At 51.9% G+C, this 16,549-nt stretch carries 14 protein-coding genes and 1 pseudogene; 14 read left to right on the plus strand and 1 reads right to left on the minus strand.

The window, feature by feature from the left end:
- The first annotated feature begins 159 nt into the window (after positions 1-159).
- The 10 genes from IJ22_RS24075 (at position 160) to IJ22_RS24120 (ending at position 11,074) form a co-directional block, all read left to right on the plus strand.
- Positions 160-1,494 carry an extracellular solute-binding protein gene (locus tag IJ22_RS24075; protein ID WP_062410592.1) on the plus strand — a complete coding sequence of 445 codons (1,335 nt, stop codon included), beginning with the start codon at positions 160-162 and terminating at the stop codon, positions 1,492-1,494.
- A 113-nt stretch (positions 1,495-1,607) separates the two neighbouring features.
- Positions 1,608-2,639 (plus strand): Gfo/Idh/MocA family protein, encoded by a 1,032-nt coding sequence (locus tag IJ22_RS24080; RefSeq protein WP_062410593.1) that lies wholly within the window; start codon positions 1,608-1,610, stop codon positions 2,637-2,639.
- A gap of 20 nt (positions 2,640-2,659) precedes the next feature.
- On the plus strand, positions 2,660-3,850 hold the full coding sequence (locus IJ22_RS24085) for a DegT/DnrJ/EryC1/StrS family aminotransferase (RefSeq protein WP_062410594.1): 1,191 nt from the start codon (positions 2,660-2,662) through the stop codon (positions 3,848-3,850).
- 29 nt (positions 3,851-3,879) lie between these two features.
- Positions 3,880-4,746 (plus strand): sugar phosphate isomerase/epimerase family protein, encoded by an 867-nt coding sequence (locus tag IJ22_RS24090; RefSeq protein WP_062410595.1) that lies wholly within the window; start codon positions 3,880-3,882, stop codon positions 4,744-4,746.
- Positions 4,743-5,765, plus strand: coding sequence for a LacI family DNA-binding transcriptional regulator (locus IJ22_RS24095; protein WP_062410596.1), 1,023 nt, complete (start codon positions 4,743-4,745; stop codon positions 5,763-5,765). Before IJ22_RS24090 ends, IJ22_RS24095 begins: the two co-directional genes overlap by 4 nt.
- Positions 5,766-5,768: 3 nt before the next feature.
- Positions 5,769-6,524 carry a glucosamine-6-phosphate deaminase gene (locus IJ22_RS24100; RefSeq protein WP_062410597.1) on the plus strand — a complete coding sequence of 252 codons (756 nt, stop codon included), beginning with the start codon at positions 5,769-5,771 and terminating at the stop codon, positions 6,522-6,524.
- Positions 6,525-6,567: 43 nt separating this feature from the next.
- Positions 6,568-7,491, plus strand: coding sequence for a carbohydrate ABC transporter permease (locus IJ22_RS24105; RefSeq protein ID WP_062410598.1), 924 nt, complete (start codon positions 6,568-6,570; stop codon positions 7,489-7,491).
- On the plus strand, positions 7,488-8,315 hold the full coding sequence (locus IJ22_RS24110; RefSeq protein WP_062410599.1) for a carbohydrate ABC transporter permease: 828 nt from the start codon (positions 7,488-7,490) through the stop codon (positions 8,313-8,315). Before IJ22_RS24105 ends, IJ22_RS24110 begins: the two co-directional genes overlap by 4 nt.
- Before the next feature lie 37 nt (positions 8,316-8,352).
- A complete protein-coding gene (locus IJ22_RS24115) occupies positions 8,353-9,600 on the plus strand; it encodes an AGE family epimerase/isomerase (protein ID WP_062410600.1) in 1,248 nt (415 codons plus the stop codon).
- Between the two features lie 28 nt (positions 9,601-9,628).
- Positions 9,629-11,074 (plus strand): hypothetical protein, encoded by a 1,446-nt coding sequence (locus IJ22_RS24120; RefSeq protein WP_062410601.1) that lies wholly within the window; start codon positions 9,629-9,631, stop codon positions 11,072-11,074.
- Positions 11,075-11,185: 111 nt separating this feature from the next.
- On the opposite strand, the pseudogene IJ22_RS24125 reads toward IJ22_RS24120, so the two are convergent.
- Positions 11,186-11,876 (minus strand): annotated as a pseudogene (locus IJ22_RS24125) (NAD(P)H-dependent oxidoreductase).
- Between the two features lie 595 nt (positions 11,877-12,471).
- Here IJ22_RS24125 and IJ22_RS24130 point away from each other — a divergent pair.
- From IJ22_RS24130 to IJ22_RS24145, 4 genes are all read left to right on the plus strand, one after another.
- Entirely contained in the window at positions 12,472-13,530 is a 1,059-nt protein-coding gene (locus IJ22_RS24130; protein ID WP_137670745.1) for a TRAP transporter substrate-binding protein, read from the plus strand.
- Positions 13,531-13,600: 70 nt separating this feature from the next.
- Positions 13,601-14,089, plus strand: coding sequence for a TRAP transporter small permease (locus tag IJ22_RS24135; protein WP_160327406.1), 489 nt, complete (start codon positions 13,601-13,603; stop codon positions 14,087-14,089).
- Between the two features lie 7 nt (positions 14,090-14,096).
- The gene (locus IJ22_RS24140) at positions 14,097-15,371 is read left to right on the plus strand and encodes a TRAP transporter large permease (RefSeq protein WP_062410603.1); all 1,275 of its coding nucleotides are present in this window, start codon (positions 14,097-14,099) and stop codon (positions 15,369-15,371) included.
- Between the two features lie 43 nt (positions 15,372-15,414).
- Entirely contained in the window at positions 15,415-16,527 is a 1,113-nt protein-coding gene (locus tag IJ22_RS24145) for a zinc-binding dehydrogenase (protein WP_062410604.1), read from the plus strand.
- Positions 16,528-16,549: the final 22 nt, after the last annotated feature.

Genomic DNA, 16,549 nt, shown 5'->3' on the forward strand with positions numbered 1-16,549 from the left:
TTCACTATCAGAAGGGGGAAGTGATCATCCGCTGCACCCACGTCAGGAAGTGTAAGTAGTCGCAAGTTAGAAAGCGTGAGGTAAACTTCTGCTGGTTTTCGGTTTTGGCATGACATGTTCGATGGCGAAACGTAAATAACTTAGGGGAGTGATTGCAAAATGGCATCTAAAAAAGCAGTCTCAAGCGGTCTTGCAGGTGTGTTGGTATTATCGGCAATGTTGTCTGGCTGTTCGGGCGGCGGCGAACCGGCCCCCGCAGGCGGAAATGCACAGGGCGGTGGGGGCCAGCCGGCAGATCAAGCGGTGAGTCTTTCCATCTGGACAGGATGGCCGGAGCTTGATCCGTATTTCAAAAAAATGGCTGAGGAATACAAAAAAACAAAGCCGAACGTATCCATTGAGGTCTCTTCTTTCCCGCTGCGCGATTACGAAAAGAAGGTGGCTGCGGCGCTTCCGTCCAAAAGCGCAGCGGATATCCTCCCCTTAAATCCAAACCTGGCGCTCCGCTACATTGAGGGAGGCTTGATTCAAACCACCCCCGAGGATCTCGTGAAGTACGTGAATTCCGGGATTCACGAGAAGTTGATCGTCGATACGACCAGCGTGAACGGTAAACCATACGGTGTGCCTTCTTTCATGGGGGCCGGAGCGATTTATTACAACAAAGACATGCTGAAGGAGGCCGGGCTGACAGAGCCGCCTAACGTCGATAATCTGCTGGAATATGCCCAAAAACTGGCCAAACGCGATGCTTCCGGCAATCTGGAGCGGGCGGGAATGAGCTTGCGGTTAAGCGGCGGCGGCAGCGGCGTCGGGGAGAAATTCTGGAACCTTCTGGCCCAGCGCGGCGGCAGTATCGTCAAGGAAGTGTCACCGGGAAAATATACGGCGAATTATAACACCGAAGAGGGTTACCAAACGTTGAAGCTGTATGTGGACATGGTGCACAAGTTCAAAACGGACGATCCGAAGCTCAAGCACGACACGGAAGCGTTCCAGACGAACCTGGCTGCATTCTATATTCGTGAATCCAATGTCATTATGGACACGAAGAAAAAAGCTCCCGATCTAAATTATGATGCCGCTCCGCTCAAAGCCAACGTCATCAGTCTGATCAACTATTATGTCTCTAGTACGGATAAAGCGAAAGCCGAGGCGGCATGGGATTTCATCCGTTTCCTGACCAAGCCGGAGAATCACAAGCAAATCATCACGATGAGCGGCTGGCTGCCGGCCCGCAATGATCTGGATCTCAATGACGTGTATAAGGAATATCCGCAGTATAAAGCGTTCTTTGTGAAGCAGGACCTGCAAATGTATCCGCCACTGCCCGAATTCGATGAAATTCTGACGAAATTCGCCGACCGTCTGGCAACCAAAGGGTTTACGGATCCATCCTTTGTTGATAATCCGGATAAAATGAAAGCTTTCCTGAATGATGCGGCAAAGGAAACGAACGATATTTTGAAAAAAGCAGGCCGATTGGCGGAATAAAAGGAAGTTTATGATCGAAATCATTAACAACCTACAATTTTAGCAGTACTAACTAAACCGCAGCCGGGTCCGATGGTCACGGTCGGGCCCGGTTTGCCAGTTGGGGTGGGAGTATGCCGGACAAAATCAGATTCGCTATCGTGGGTGCCGGTGTGATTGCAAAGTATCACGCAGAATCCATCCGTCAGCATCCGGATGCAGAGTTGGCGGCGGTCGCCGACAACAGCACCGAGAAGGCAGGACGGTTGACGGAAGGACTTACGGACGCTCGCTTGTTTAAGGATTATCGGGAAATGCTGAAGATGGAGGACATTGATGTGGTCTGTGTTTGCACGCCGAGCGGTTCTCACAGCGATGTGACGATAGCCGCCGCCCAAGCGGGAAAGCACGTGCTTTGTGAAAAGCCTCTGGATATCAACGGCGACCGGATGACCGCGATGATCGATGCTTGCCGCAAAGCGGGAGTGAAGCTCGGATGCGTATTTCAAAGACGCTTGATGCCGGCCATGCTACATGCCCGTCAGGCGCTGCAGGACGGCAAAATCGGCAGGCCCGTTCTCGGCAATGCTTATCTCAAGTACTACCGCAGTCCGGAGTATTACAAGAGCGGCGGCTGGCGCGGAACCTGGAGGCTCGACGGCGGCGGGGCTCTTATGAATCAGGGGGTTCACGGCGTAGATTTGATTCAGTATATCATGGGTGAGGTCGAGTCGGTATTCGCTTACACGGCCACGCTGGCTAGGGAGATTGAAGTGGAAGATACGGCCGTTGCGGCATTGAAATATAAGAGCGGAGCGTTCGGCATCATTCAGGCCGCGACCTCCGTCTATCCGGGTCAGGAGACCCGGTTTGAGATTCACGGAGATCAAGGGACGATCGAATTCGGTGATGAAGGCATCAAGCAATGGACGTTCATGGGGCATGACGAACCGGCCCCGGTGTTGGAAGATACGCTCGGCCTGGCCTCAAGCAGCAATCCGCAGCAGATTTCCAGTGCCGGTCACTACTTTTACGTGGACGATATGATTCAGGCGATCCGCGGCAATCGTGAGCCTCACGTGAACGGCGAGGAGGCCAGAAAGTCGGTTGATCTGATTCTGGCCATATACGAATCGGCAAGGTCGGGTAAAGAAGTCAAGGTGTAGACGCCAAGGAGGAGACGGATGTGGTAAAATTGGCAATAGATGGGGGAAGTCCGGTGAGAAAGAAGCCATTCCCGGAATGGCCGATTTATGACCAGTTGGAAGAAAAGCTGCTGCTTGAGGTTCTGCATTCGGGAAAGTGGGGTGGAGCAACCCGCAGCAAGCTTCCCGAAGCGGAGAGGCTGTTTGCCGAGCTTCATGATGCGAAGTATGCGGTGACGGTCGTGAATGGGACGGTGGCCATCGCTATAGCCCTTCAAGCGGCCGGAGTAAGAGCCGGTGACGAGGTCATTGTACCTCCTTACACGTTCTTTGCTACCGCAGCGGCTCCGCTCCTGTTCGGAGCGATTCCGGTATTCGCCGATGTGGAGGAACAAACGCTTTTGATCGATCCGGATCAAGTGGAGGCGCTGATTACCCCGAGGACAAAGGCGATTGTACCGGTGCATATCGGGGGAGCGCCGGCGAACATGACCAGGCTGAAGGCGATTGCCGAGAAGCACGGCTTGCGCATCATCGAGGACTCGGCGCAAGCGGCAGGGGCCCGCTGGAACGGAACGGGTGTAGGCGCTATCGGCGATTTGGGCACATTCAGCTTCCAGTCGTCCAAAAATATCAATTCCGGCGAAGGCGGCATGATTCTGACCAACAACGAAGCCTTGGCGGATCAAGCCTGGTCGCTGGTCAACGCGGGCCGCATCCGTGACGGTGCTTGGTACCAGCATGAAGTGATCGGTTGGAATTTACGCATGACCGAATTTCAGGCGGCCCTGCTTATCGGTCAGCTCAGCAGACTGGAACAGCAAATGGCCGTCCGTGAGAAGAATGCCCGCCTCCTGAATGAACTGCTTCAAGATGTGGATGGCGTAAGTCCGTTGGCAACGGACCCGCAGGTTACCCGGCACGCTTATCATCTGTATATTTTCAAATTGCATAAGGATCTGGCCGACAAGCTGAATAAAAGCGATGTATGCCGTATGCTGAACGCGGAAGGCATTCCCGTTCATGAAGGCTATGTGGCTTTAAACCAAAACCGCGCGATTTCGGAAGAGATTCGCAAGAGGACAGGGCAAGCCCGCAGGGATTCTTGTCCGGTAGCCGAACGCGCATGTGAAAAAGAAGCCCTGTGGCTTCCACAAAATGTTTTATTAGGGGACGAACAAGACATGCACGATATTGCTCAAGCCATTCGCAAGGTCGTGCAATCGGTTTAGTTCCTGCAGGAAGGAGAGTACCCTACCCAATGATATGGGATCGTGTGGGCGTGTTAACCGACGAAGTATCCCCGCATGTGGAGGAAGCTCTGGATTGGATTGTGGAGCATCAGCTAAAGCATGTGGAAATTCGCATGGTTAACAGAAGGAATGTCATGAATTTATCCGACGAAGAGTTGGCAAACCTGCGCCGGGAAGTAGAGAAGCGGGGATTGTTTGTCTCCGCCATAGCCTCACCTGTATTTAAATGCGCTTTAGACCCGGCGCGTCCGGTTTCAGCCGGAGACACGTTTGGTCAGCCGGAGGAAGCGGTCGAAGCGCATTACCATAAATTGCACAGGGCAATTCAAATTGCCAAACAACTCGGGACGAGAAGAATCCGCATTTTTTCGTTCTGGCGGGAACAGGATCCGATGAAGTATGAAGCCGACATCGTCGCGCATCTCAAGGCGGCGGCAGCGATCGCGGAGCGGGAGGATGTCACCTTGCTATTGGAAAACGAGCCTTCCTGCAACGGAGGATACGCGGAGGAAGTAGGGCGTTTCGTCCGCGGCGTGGCATCCGAAGCCGTCAAAGTGCTTTGGGATCCTGGGAATGAGGCCTATGGGGGAAAGCCTGCATTCCCTGACGGATATGAACAGATTAGAGATGTGCTGGGTCATGTACACTTGAAAGACGCCCGGGTAGAGCCCGACGGAACGCCGCGCTGCGTGCCGATCGGAGACGGCCGTGTTCCGTTTGCGGCTCACATTTCCGCTTTGGAGAGAGATGGTTACCGGGGGCTGTACACCATTGAGACGCATTACATTCCCGAGGGCGGGACGGCTGCGGAAGGAACCCGGTTGACACTGTCAGGCTTGCGCAGGGCGCTCTCACAAGGGGAGGTGCAGCTATGAACGTGACGATCGCCGATATTGCCAAAGCTACGGGCCTCGCGAAAAGCACGATTTCCGGAGTGTTGAACCAAAAAAGCGGTTTTTCCGAGAAGACCCGCCAGAAGGTGCTGAAGGCAGCGGAACAGCTTGGGTATGTGCCTAACGAAATCGCCAGAGGCTTATCTTCAAGATCGACCGGTTCCATTGGATTGATCATCAAGGATATCACAAACCCTTTTTACAACCACATTACCAAAGGGGTACAGGAAATTGCCGGTGAGCATGGGTACACCGTATTTCTATGCAGCAGCGGCGAGGATCATCAAGCCGAGATTGATCACATTCAGGCCATGGTCCGCAAAAGGGTAGACGGTTTGATCATTGCTCCGCTCCTGGAGGAAGTCACATTCGACCATTTTTTTGAATTGAAAAAAACGAACGTCCCGTTTGTGCTGCTCGGCAAAATTCCCGGCTTGTCCTGCGATACGTATGAATTCGACGATTATGACGGCGGACGCCAAGTGACGGAGCACCTGTTGTCCATGGGGCATACCCGCATTGGTTTTGTACGCGGCCCCAAAACCTCCAAAGCGGCCAAAATGCGCTATGCCGCATTTGTGGATACGATGAAGGGGCAGGGCATTGAGGTGGATGAAAGGTTTGTGTTTCATGATGCGAACGGAATAACGGACGGAATGGACATAGGCCATCGGATCGCCGAAATGACGGATCGGCCTTCCGCGATCATCTGTTTTGATGACGTGATTGCCATCGGTGCCGTTAAAGCGCTGCTGGAGGCCGGACTCCAGGTGCCGGAGGATGTCTCCGTCGTCGGGTTTGACGACATCGAACTGACTACGTTTCCGCTGACAACCGTGTCGATTCCGACTTATGAAGCGGGGAAAGCATTGGCCTGGACGCTGTTCGACCGTATTTTCGGGCGGCGCGTTTCAGGGTTTCAGCATATCATGTTCGAGCAAAAGCTCATCGTTCGATCATCGGTCAGACGGTTACATCATCTTAAAGAAACGGAAGGTTGATCTATGGAGTCCACAACAATTCATCAACTGACAGTATTGCGTCATACGACGCGCGAAGCGATGGGTAAGGCTGTAGCGCTCGATGTTGCGGGCAAAATGAAAGAACTTCTTGGGCAAAAAGAGGTCATTTCCATGGTGTTTGCTTCGGCTCCGTCCCAAAATGAATTTCTTGATGCACTTCGAGACGAGGAGGGCATCTTCTGGGACCGGGTCATCTGCTTCCATCTGGATGAATACGTCGGGTTACCAGCCGATGCGCCGCAAAGCTTCTCCTTATATCTCAGGGAGAGGCTGTTCAATCATCGCCATCCCAAGCAATTTCATGCCATTAACGGCTTGAACGATCCGCAGGAAGAATGTAAAAGATATTCGGAATTGCTGGCTTCCCATTCCATCGATATTGCCTGCATTGGAATCGGAGAGAATGGCCATATCGCATTCAATGATCCCCATGTAGCGGATTTTCAGGACCCCTTGAAAGTGAAAGCCGTCCAGCTGGATGAATCCAGCAGGCAGCAGCAGGTAAACGATGGATGCTTTGACGCATTGGACCATGTTCCTGTTCAAGCCATTACGTTAACCATTCCGACGATTTTATCGGCGTCCGCTATCTTTTGTACCGTGCCGGGCGACAGGAAGAGCAGGGCCGTGCATGAGACGTTGTATGGTCCAATCGATGTGCAGTGTCCCGCTTCGGTGCTGCGCAGGGCCGAATCCTGCCGCATTTATTTGGACGAAGACAGCGCTTCGTTATTGTAGGCCGAATCGATGGTGAACGGAAAGGGAAGGAGGGGCTAGGGAAATGGAAGCATCTGTGAAAAAAAGGTTTCGGCTGAAGCCGGGTCACTGGTTTTGTATTCTGGCATTGGCGCCGATCATCGCCCTGTATACGTATCTTAGATTCATACCGATCGCCAAAACGATGTACATCAGCTTGTTTGAATGGGACCTGATATCGGTCAAAAAGCCTTTTGTTGGTTTGGAGAACTTTATCACGCTGTTTCAAAGTGAACCTTTTATTATTGCTATCCAAAATACGTCGATCATTGCCTTTGGCATTCTCATCTTTAGCGTGCCTACCGCGCTAATCATCGCCTCTATGCTTCATAAAGGCATCCGCTTTAAAGCATGGTACGAGGCGCTTTATTTTCTGCCTGTCATTACGCCGATGGTACCGGTGGCCGTAACCTGGAAGTGGATCCTTGATTCGCAGCACGGTTTGTTCAATTATTTTTTATCCTTTTTTGGGGTGGCGCCGAAGGCTTGGCTGTTTGACCCGGTACTCGCGATCGTATCGGTGATTATGCTGACCGTATGGAAAACGGTGGGATATAATATGATCATTTTTCTTGTGGGTATGACGGGGATATCGAAGGAATTTTACGAAGCCGCTGCCATTGACGGGGCGACGGGAGCCAAAGCATTCCGGTACATTACTCTTCCGATGCTCAAACCGATCACGGTATTCGTGTCGATCATCACGCTGATTCACGGCTACAATGTGTTCAGCCAAATCTATATTCTGGCTTCCGACATTCAGGGTTCCCCGGGATATGTTGTGCGTGTGCTTGTGTATGACATGATCGAAAACGGATTCCGTTATTACAAGATGGGGTACGCCTCGGCCGAAGCCGTTGTGCTTTTCCTGATCGTGCTTGCGCTGACGATGGTACAGCTTTGGTTGGCTAAGGATAATACCACGTCTGGAAAGGGGTTGAACCGATGAAACGGAGAAATCAGATCATGACGGCCTTGCGGATGCTCCTATTGACTCTGGGAGCGATCCTGATGGTCATCCCTTTCCTGTGGATGGTATCGACGGCGTTTAAAACGCCTCCGGAGCTGAATATCTATCCTCCGTCATTTATTCCGCAGCAGTTTAATTTCGACAACTTTGTTGCGGTGTTTGAAACGGCGCCCTTTCACCTTTACTTTTTTAACAGCCTTAGAATGGCGGTATTCTCGGCGCTTGCCATTGTGTTCACCTCTGTGATTGCCGGGTACATTTTCGCCAAATTCCGGTATTATGGTCTGGCTTTTATTTTTTCATTATTGCTTGCAACAGCGATCGTCCCTTTTGAAATCTACATGATTCCGCTTTACTTGCAGATGCAAAGTCTGGATTTGCTGAATAAATTCAGCGGATTGGTCCTGCCGTATTTGGTCATGAGCTTCGGTATCTTCTTTATGCGTCAGAACGTCATTCAGCAAATTCCGGATGAAATTCTGGAGTCGGCCCGGGTGGACGGAGCGTCGGAGTGGCGCATCTTTTTTCAATTGGTCGTCCCACTGCTGGTGGCGCCGATGAGCGCCTTGGGGATTTTCGCGTTTATCGAGGCGTGGAACGCTTTTGTTTGGCCGCTTCTTGTCGTCGGCGACAAGTCTTTGTTTACGATGGAGCTGGGTCTGGCGATGTTCCAGTCGTCCTTCTCGATCGATATGACGGTAATGTCCGCCGGATCGGTGATTTCGGTGATTCCGATATTGATTGTGTTTATCTTCCTCCGTCGTCACATTATTCAAAGCATCAGTATGACAGGCAGCAAGTAAATACTGCAGCATATTCCAGAGTTGATCGGGGTGGGCCATGAATCATTTATTGTCGTTTTACCGGGAGCATGCGGAGAAGGTTCTATTGCCCTTTTGGTTTCGGGCTATCGACCTTGAGCGCGGCGGAATTTACACTTGCTTCAATAATGAAGGTACGGAGCTTGTCAGTACCGACAAGTATACGTGGTCCCAGGGGCGGATGATTTGGATTCTTGCCCATATGGCGTCCATGATCCAAAAAAATCTCCTCTCGGGAGATGCGGACTTTTGCTTGCGGAACGCCCGCAAAACGATGGATTTTCTGCGCGATCATGTATTCCTGGATAATGGGAACTGTGCTTATGTGCTGACGGCAGACGGCGGGAAAAAGGAAGCGATTCCGGGGTTGGGGTACGATATCAGCTTTTATGCGGATTGCTTTGTCGTACTCGGCTTCGCCAAATTTGCCCAAGCGGCCGGAGATTCGGCGGCGCTTCAGGACAGCTTGCGTTTGTACCGGCGGATCATGGAGCGGGTAGCGGAGGGGGATTTGCGAAGCGAGCCGTACCCGGTGCCCGAAGGGTATGAAGCCCATTCCGTTCCGATGATTCTGCTCAATGTCTCCCAGGAGCTTGCCGATGCGCTAGATGCGTTCTCGCATCCGGAGGTACAGGCCGTGCGGAACGAGGCGATTTCCTTCGTGGATACGATCATGGACCGGTTTTATGATCTCGACGGCGGCATCATCCGTGAAATGCTTCCGGCCGATCGGAACGAAGCGGATACGCTGCTCAGCAGGCATGTGACGCCGGGACATTCGCTGGAGTGCATGTGGTTTGTGATGACGGAAGCGGTGAAGGCCGGCAGCAGGCAGCGGGTGGAGCAAGCGGCTGCAGTGGTCGAACGGGCGTTCGATTTGGGCTGGGATCCGCAACACGGAGGACTGTTTCGTTACGTCGACCGCGAGGGAGGGGAGGTACGCGGCCGCAGAAGCGGCGGGCGCTATGAGGCATTGGTAAGCGACACGTGGGACATGAAAATATGGTGGCCCCACTCCGAGGCGCTGTATGCTTTGCTTCTCGGCTATCGACTGACGGGCAGAATCGATCTATATGCGAAGTATGAGCAGATGCACGATTATGTGTTTCGTACGTTCCCCCATCCGGATCAAGCGGTCGGCGAATGGATTCAAATCCGGGATCGGAGCGGTCAGCCGGTACAGAAGACCGTGGCCCTTCCGGTCAAAGATCCCTATCATATTTTGCGAAACGTATTGTTGATCATTGAGCTGCTTGCTTCGGAATAAAGGGTTTGCAGTTGAGGGGGAAGAGACCATGACAAACCATAACGCGGTTTTCTCCGAGAAACCGGACGGGTTGGCGCCATCTTATGATCTTCAGCTTGGCTGCTCCAAGGTCGACATCACCCCGCAAAGCCCGCTGCCGCTTGCGGGCTTTGCGCATAGACAAGGAGATTTTGAACGCGTCGAACGTCCTTTGTATGCAAGAATCTTGTTTTTTCAACAAGGCGGGACTGGAAGCGCGCTGGTGATATCAGCCGATTTGCTGTGGTGGGGGGCGGAACGCGTAGACAGCCTGAGGAACAAGCTGAATGAACGCTTTGGACTGAGTGAAGCGCAGATCGTGCTGCATGCCACGCATAATCATTCAGGTCCGCAAACCAGCGGCTTGTTCACGCCTTCGCTTGGCCGCCCGGACCCAGAATATATCGCTTTTTTGGAAGAACGTATCTTGGACGGCGCAGAACAAGCGGCACGGGCTTTCGAGCCTGTGACGGCGGAGCGGGGAATCGGGAGCTGCCGTCTTGGCATTTACCGCCGGAAAAGGGTAGACGGGAGTATACGGATGGCGCCGAACCCGGAAGGGCCTGCAGATCCTGAAGTAACCGTTATTCGTTATGCGTTATCCAACGGCAAAACCAAGGCCCTTCTGGTTCATTATGCCTGTCATCCTACCACATCGGGTGACAATACGGTATCGTCCGAATTTCCGGGGCTGGCCATGGGGCTGATTGAAGAGCAGCTCGGTTGTGGAGCGGTCTCGGCGTATGTGCAGGGCTGCTGCGCCGACGTTCGGCCGGCCCTTGTACGGGACGGCGAATTTTATCGCGGCGGCGATGAGGATGTGCGCAGCATCGGGCAGGCACTGGCTAGCGAGGTGTTGGCCGTTTTGACAAGGCCGATGAAGCCGCTTGCGCCGCGGATGCTGCATTCACGAACGGTGCGCGTTCAGCTCCCCTTGCAAGAACCACCTTCTCCGGATGAGCTCAGGAAGTGGGCCCGCCTGGAACCGTCACAGAAGGAACTGGAGCTTGGCGGGGGAAAAGCCGGCGAAAAAGCCGGGGACGCGGTTGGAACAGATCGTCCTGATGCCCATGCGAATCCCATCAAGCAGCTCGCGCCGGACGAAGATATTCTGGAGCAGTGGAGCAGACTGCTGCTTTCCAATCATCACTACCGGCAGCGCACCGTCGAGTTAGAGCTTTCGTATCTCGAATTGGCTGAGGGGTTCGCGCTGCTTGCGACCAATGCGGAAATGGCTGGAGACTACGGCCGCTTCGTCAAGATCGGCTTCGGAGGCAGGGTGCTCCCCGTGTGCTACTCCAACGGCATGATCGGGTATATCCCTACAGCCGGCCAGCTGGCCGAGGGGGGGTATGAAGCGGTCGATTATATTTATTATTTTGGCCTGCCCGCTCCGCTTGCTCCGGAAGCGGAGGAAATCATACGCAGCGGAATCCGAACCTTGGTTACCGCTTAGGAGGGCTTTGGACGAGACGCTCACGCTGACCGGGCCCGCATAGCCAGACCCAAACAAGCGCCTTCCGGCATCGTCATGTACGATCGGAAGGCGCTTCGCTTGTCGCGATGCTTATTCAATCCACTGCACAATATCCTCCAGGTTTTGTCTCGTTTTTGGACGATGCGGGTCTTGGGCCCGGTATCCGAATGCTACCATGACCTAAATGTCCAGATTCCCGTTTTCCAACAGTCCCTCCTCGTCAAGAATCTTGTGTACCTCGTCAAAATCGAATCCTTCGATGGGGCAGGAATCAATTCCGATCGGAGCCGCAGCGGTCATCATATTGCCAAGGGCGATATCCGTTTGCTTGCAGGCCCAATCGAACAAGGTACGCTCATTGTCCAGCAAATGTAGATCGGATTCCTGGAATTTTCGATATACGGTAGGGATGCGTTCCAATCCTTCCGGGGGCATCTGTTTTACATTTTTGTACAGGTTGAGCACATAGTCGGAATCGTATCTTACGTTTCTCCGGGCCAGAATAATCACAAAATGACTGGCTGTCGGAAGCTGTCCTTGTGTTCCCCAGGATACCTTTTTCAGCTTTTCTCTCAATCCATCGTTCTGGACGATCAGGAACTTCCAGGGCTCAAAGCCGACGGAGCTTGGAGACAATCTTCGGGTTTCGAGAATAAACCGTTTCGAGAATAAACCGGAAATCCTCGTCGGAAATTTTTTTCGTCGGGTCGAACTGTTTGGTAGCATGTCTGAAATAGAAGGCGTCCAGTATTTCCTGTTTTTTGATCGCTGTCTGGTTCAAGGGTCATACTCCCTTTCCCGTATTTTTCCATGATCTCTTCATCATACCACATATCACTTATTTTAAGTAATCGCCCGAAGCTGCCGGTGCGGTTTCGAGGGGAGAGCGGCATATTATCCACAATCTTATCCACATCATCAACAATCATTTTGCTTATATGACGCATGTATTCCTGCAGCAGTGTCAACATATCCACAGTTCAAGTTATCCACATATGACGGCGCCGCAAGAACAACCATGTTTATAAAATCCACCGGGGGTTAATTAAAAGGTTGCGGAGGATTCATTTTTTCCAACGGATTTTTTTAGCTGTGAAAAATAGTATTGACAAAAGAAAAATTAACTTGCTAATATGTATTTCAGAAATCATTTTCTGATAGCGGTTACAAAATGACATCTATAATTTATGGCTGAGTATATTTTTTTAACCATTTCAGAAATCGTTTTCTGAAACCGTTTACTGATGATTGTTTCATCAAAATGGGAGGTGCTTGCTTACCAGTTTTGGTTTACAAACGAGGCCTGAAGATTTGAGACTTCAAGTTCAGTCAGAGGAAGCCAATAAGGTTTACAAATACTGAGGGGAGTTAGGAATATGTTAAAAAAATCCAAACCATTCATGATGTGCATGGCTTTGACTGCGGCCGTTTCGCTGCTCGCTGCAGGCTGCTCTTCTTCGTCTTCTTCTTCCAACGGTTCCACCGCGCCTTCGGGAGAGGCCAAGCCGGTAAATTTGCGTCTCGGTCATGTTTTTGCCGCCAACAGCGTCACGGATCAAGCCTCCCAAAAATTTGCCGAATTGGTGGGCCAAAAAACAAACGGCGCCGTGAAAATCAGCATTTTCCCGGCAAGCCAAATCGGGGGGGATGAAGCACTTGGGCAGAATCTGTCCCGTGGTACCCTGGATATGGCCTTTTTGAATCAAGGATCGCTGGCAGGGATGGATCCGCTGCTTGACTTCAGCTACTTGCCTTACATTGCGGAGAACAACGAACAGGCGGATCAGCTCTTCTATGGCAGCGGCATTATCCCGGCGACGATTAAAGAAACGCTGAAAAAACACAATATTCATGCTCTGGGCTTTTACGAGCTGGAGTTTAGAGGATTGACGAACTCGAAGCATACAGTCAAAACACCTGCGGAAATGAAGGGACTTAAGCTGAGAGTTCCGGGTTCCCGCGCGATCAAAGGATTCTTCGAAGCGGTCGAATCCCAAGCCGTATCCATTCCTATGCCGGAGTTGTACACCTCACTGCAGCAAGGCGTTGTTGACGGGCAGGATAACGGCCTAATTATTACGTATGACAATAAGCTTCACGAGACGAACAAATACGTCACCCGTCTGAATCATGTTTATGCGTCCGGTACGATCAGCATCAGCCAAAAAATGTGGGACAGCCTGACACCGGAACAGCAGAAGGCATTTGAAGAAGCCGCTAAGGAAACGCAGCAGTGGCAAATTACGGAGAACCGCAAGCTGATCGATTCCTACGTACAAAAAATGAAGAATGAAAACATCGAGGTCGTCGATTTGTCGCCGGAGGAAATCGCGGCTTTTAAAGAAATCGGCCGTTCCTTATGGGATAAATTTGCCGACGTCTATGGCGCTGATCGGATATCGAAGCTGAGAGAAGAAATTGCAGCATTGAAATAAAACATCCGGGTCAGCGAATCTATGTGCCCGGATGCAGATACATTTTATGATACGGCGGTGGTTAACTGTGTTGGAGCGTATTGAAAATACAATGGCACGGATCGAAAAAGCGGTCGTCATCATTGCCTTTGTCGTCATGCTGATTTCAATCTTTCTGCAGGTATGCTTTCGAGCCTTCGGCTGGCCTTTGTTGGGAACGGTCGACATCGGTTTACTCAGTATTTGTGTATTGACCTTTATCGGATTCGGATTGGCCGTTTATACGAAAGACCATATAACGATCGAAGTGACCGATTTGCTGCGAAGTCCGAGACTACGCAAGGTGATTCATTTTTTATCCGAGATTCTCATGCTGACCTTCAGTGTTGCGCTCATTTCGATTGTGTATCCGTTCTTTACCTATATCGCCGAGTCCGGTGAGAAAACCATCGAGCTGGGGATTCCGATTATGCTGCCGATTGGTGCACTGGTGATCGGTGCAGGCCTTGCCATCTTCCATGGGGTGATCCAATTGCTTTTGATGATCCGTGAGATGCGTCCTACAGCAGAAATGAGGTGACTACTTCATGACCCTGGTTATCGTTAGTGTCTTCATTTTATTGATTCTTGCCGTACCGATCGGTGCAGCCTTTGCATTATCGGCTTTTCTCGGAGCGAAGATGAACGGGCTGCCACTCGATACCTTTGCATCGCTGCCGTACCAGACGATCAACTCCTTTCTTCTTCTGTCCATACCGTTCTTTATCTTGACCGGACAAATCATGAATCAAGGCAAGCTGATCGGCCGGCTGATAGAGATTGCCGAAATGTTCCTGTTCTGGCTGAAGGGCATGCTCGGATATGTGACGATTCTGGCCAGTGCATTTATTGGCGCGATCACGGGTTCTTCGGTAGCTACCGTGGCTGCCATCAGCAGCATCATCGGCAATCGGATGGTCGATAAAGGATACAAACGTGGCTATGTAGCGGCTCTGATGGGATCCTGCGGGCTGCTTGGCGTTTTGATTCCGCCTTCTATTCCTTTGATCGTGTACGGTGCGGCCGTGGGCGCTTCGATTTCCGATTTGTTCCTTGCGACACTGCTTCCGGGCATCCTGATGGTCTTTGCCTTTTCCATCGTGCATTTTCTGCTTCTTAAGAGGGTGCTGAACCATCCGGAAGGGGAGCAGGGGAGCGGAGAAACTCCGGTCTTCAAGCAGAGCAAGAGGATCGCCTTTGTCCAGTCGATTCCCGTACTGCTGATGCCCGTGATCGTGCTCGGCGGAATATACGGAGGGATCTTTACGCCGACAGAAGCGGCTGCGGTGGCTTGTGTGTACGGCCTGGTGTTGGCGCTGGCGGGCAAAACGATGAAAATGCGCGAGCTGTCCGGAGTGTTTTATAAAGCGGCACTGACGTCCATCTCCATCTTATGCATCATTGCCTTTACGTCTGTGTTTAACAATTTCATGATTCTGGAGCAGGTTCCTCAGATGCTTACGGGTGCGATTCAGAACATCACGGACAACAAGATCATGTTTTTGATCATAGTCAATTTGATTTTGTTTTTGGTCGGCATGTTCATGGAAACGAACGCTGCCGTGCTGCTGATGGCCCCGCTTCTTTATCCGGCGGCTATGCAGTTCGGTATGGATCCGATCCACTTCGGTATCATGCTGGTGACCAACATCGAGCTTGGACTGATTACCCCTCCTATGGCGGCTAACTTGTTCGTGGCGGCAAAAACAAACAACAGCTCGCTGGTGGAGATGATGCCTTACGTCGCTTGTTTTTTTGCAGCGGCAGTCATCATCCTCGGGATGATCACCTTTATGCCGGGATTAAGCCTTTGGTTCAAATAACTCATCCAAGACCATCGACAATGAAAGGAGTTTATGAACAGATATGCAGCTACCCAAAACGTCTCAATCGGCGGTCGTACGCGAATTCGGCAAGGAAATCGGAATTGAGGAGGTTCCGGTGCCGCAGCAGCTGGAACCCCGGTCGCTGCTCGTGCAAATCGACTGTTGCTCGATCTGCGGTACGGACGTGCATCTGTGGGAAGGCACGCTTTCCCTGAAAGTGGATTTGCCTGTTATTCTTGGCCACGAAATGGTGGGCAGGATCGTGGCAATGGGCCCGAACGCCGACCAGGATTCCGTCGGGCAGTCCCTCCAGATTGGAGACCGGATCATCTGGTCTCATACCAGTTGCGGTTCGTGTTACTACTGCACCGTAGAAAGACAGCCGACGCTTTGTCATCATCGCCGTGCTTATATGTACGAAACAATGGAAAAGCCTCCTTATCTGATGGGAGGGTTCTCACAATACGGATATGTCGTACCGGAATCGGGACGGATAAAAGTGCCGGATTCTGTCGAGGACAAATTGGCAAGTCTGAGCAGCTGCGCTTTCCGCTCGGTTATTAACGCGTTCGATCAGGTCGGCACGATCCGTCCGACGGACACGGTGCTCGTACAAGGTACGGGACCGTTAGGCTTATTGGCCATCGGGGTGGCCAAAGTATCGGGCGCCAAAAAAATTATAGCCATCGGCGCCCCGGACAGCCGTTTGAAGCTGGCCGAGGAGTTCGGCGCCGACTGCGTGATCTCCGTAGATCAGCATGATCCCGCAGCACGAAAGGCTATTGTCATGGAGGAAACGGGAGGCCGCGGGCCTGCAAAGGCATTCGAATTTTCCGGTCATCCCGGCGCTTTCGCGGAAGGGCTGGAGATGGTGGCCAAGGGTGCGCGCTATATGGTCGTCGGCCAGCTCGGCGAAGGGAAGGTGACGATCCAGCCGTCGATGATTACAAAGAAAAACTTGAAGGTGTTCGGTTCGTTTTCCGGGGATATCAGCCATTATTGGAAGGCGCTGCAGTTCATCGCCAAACATCAGCGGGATCTGCCGTTCAGCAAGCTGATTTCCAACGAATATTCGCTCAAAGACGTTAACGTCGCATTGAAACGAATGCAGTCGTTCCAGGAGATCAAGCCCGTGCTTTATCCCTGGAAATAATTTATACGAAAAGACGAGGTGA

This window comes from Paenibacillus naphthalenovorans (assembly GCF_001465255.1).
Lineage (GTDB): Bacteria > Bacillota > Bacilli > Paenibacillales > NBRC-103111 > Paenibacillus_G > Paenibacillus_G naphthalenovorans.

Excerpts from the sequence above, each read along its gene's own strand:
- IJ22_RS24090 (WP_062410595.1), top strand. The coding sequence starts at position 3,880 with ATGATATGGGATCGTGTGGGCGTGTTAACCGACGAAGTATCCCCGCAT.
- IJ22_RS24080 (WP_062410593.1), top strand. The coding sequence starts at position 1,608 with ATGCCGGACAAAATCAGATTCGCTATCGTGGGTGCCGGTGTGATTGCA.
- IJ22_RS24075 (WP_062410592.1), top strand. The coding sequence starts at position 160 with ATGGCATCTAAAAAAGCAGTCTCAAGCGGTCTTGCAGGTGTGTTGGTA.
- IJ22_RS24100 (WP_062410597.1), top strand. The coding sequence starts at position 5,769 with ATGGAGTCCACAACAATTCATCAACTGACAGTATTGCGTCATACGACG.
- IJ22_RS24105 (WP_062410598.1), top strand. The coding sequence starts at position 6,568 with ATGGAAGCATCTGTGAAAAAAAGGTTTCGGCTGAAGCCGGGTCACTGG.
- IJ22_RS24115 (WP_062410600.1), top strand. The coding sequence starts at position 8,353 with ATGAATCATTTATTGTCGTTTTACCGGGAGCATGCGGAGAAGGTTCTA.
- IJ22_RS24095 (WP_062410596.1), top strand. The coding sequence starts at position 4,743 with ATGAACGTGACGATCGCCGATATTGCCAAAGCTACGGGCCTCGCGAAA.
- IJ22_RS24145 (WP_062410604.1), top strand. The coding sequence starts at position 15,415 with ATGCAGCTACCCAAAACGTCTCAATCGGCGGTCGTACGCGAATTCGGC.
- IJ22_RS24120 (WP_062410601.1), top strand. The coding sequence starts at position 9,629 with ATGACAAACCATAACGCGGTTTTCTCCGAGAAACCGGACGGGTTGGCG.
- IJ22_RS24140 (WP_062410603.1), top strand. The coding sequence starts at position 14,097 with ATGACCCTGGTTATCGTTAGTGTCTTCATTTTATTGATTCTTGCCGTA.
- IJ22_RS24130 (WP_137670745.1), top strand. The coding sequence starts at position 12,472 with ATGTTAAAAAAATCCAAACCATTCATGATGTGCATGGCTTTGACTGCG.
- IJ22_RS24110 (WP_062410599.1), top strand. The coding sequence starts at position 7,488 with ATGAAACGGAGAAATCAGATCATGACGGCCTTGCGGATGCTCCTATTG.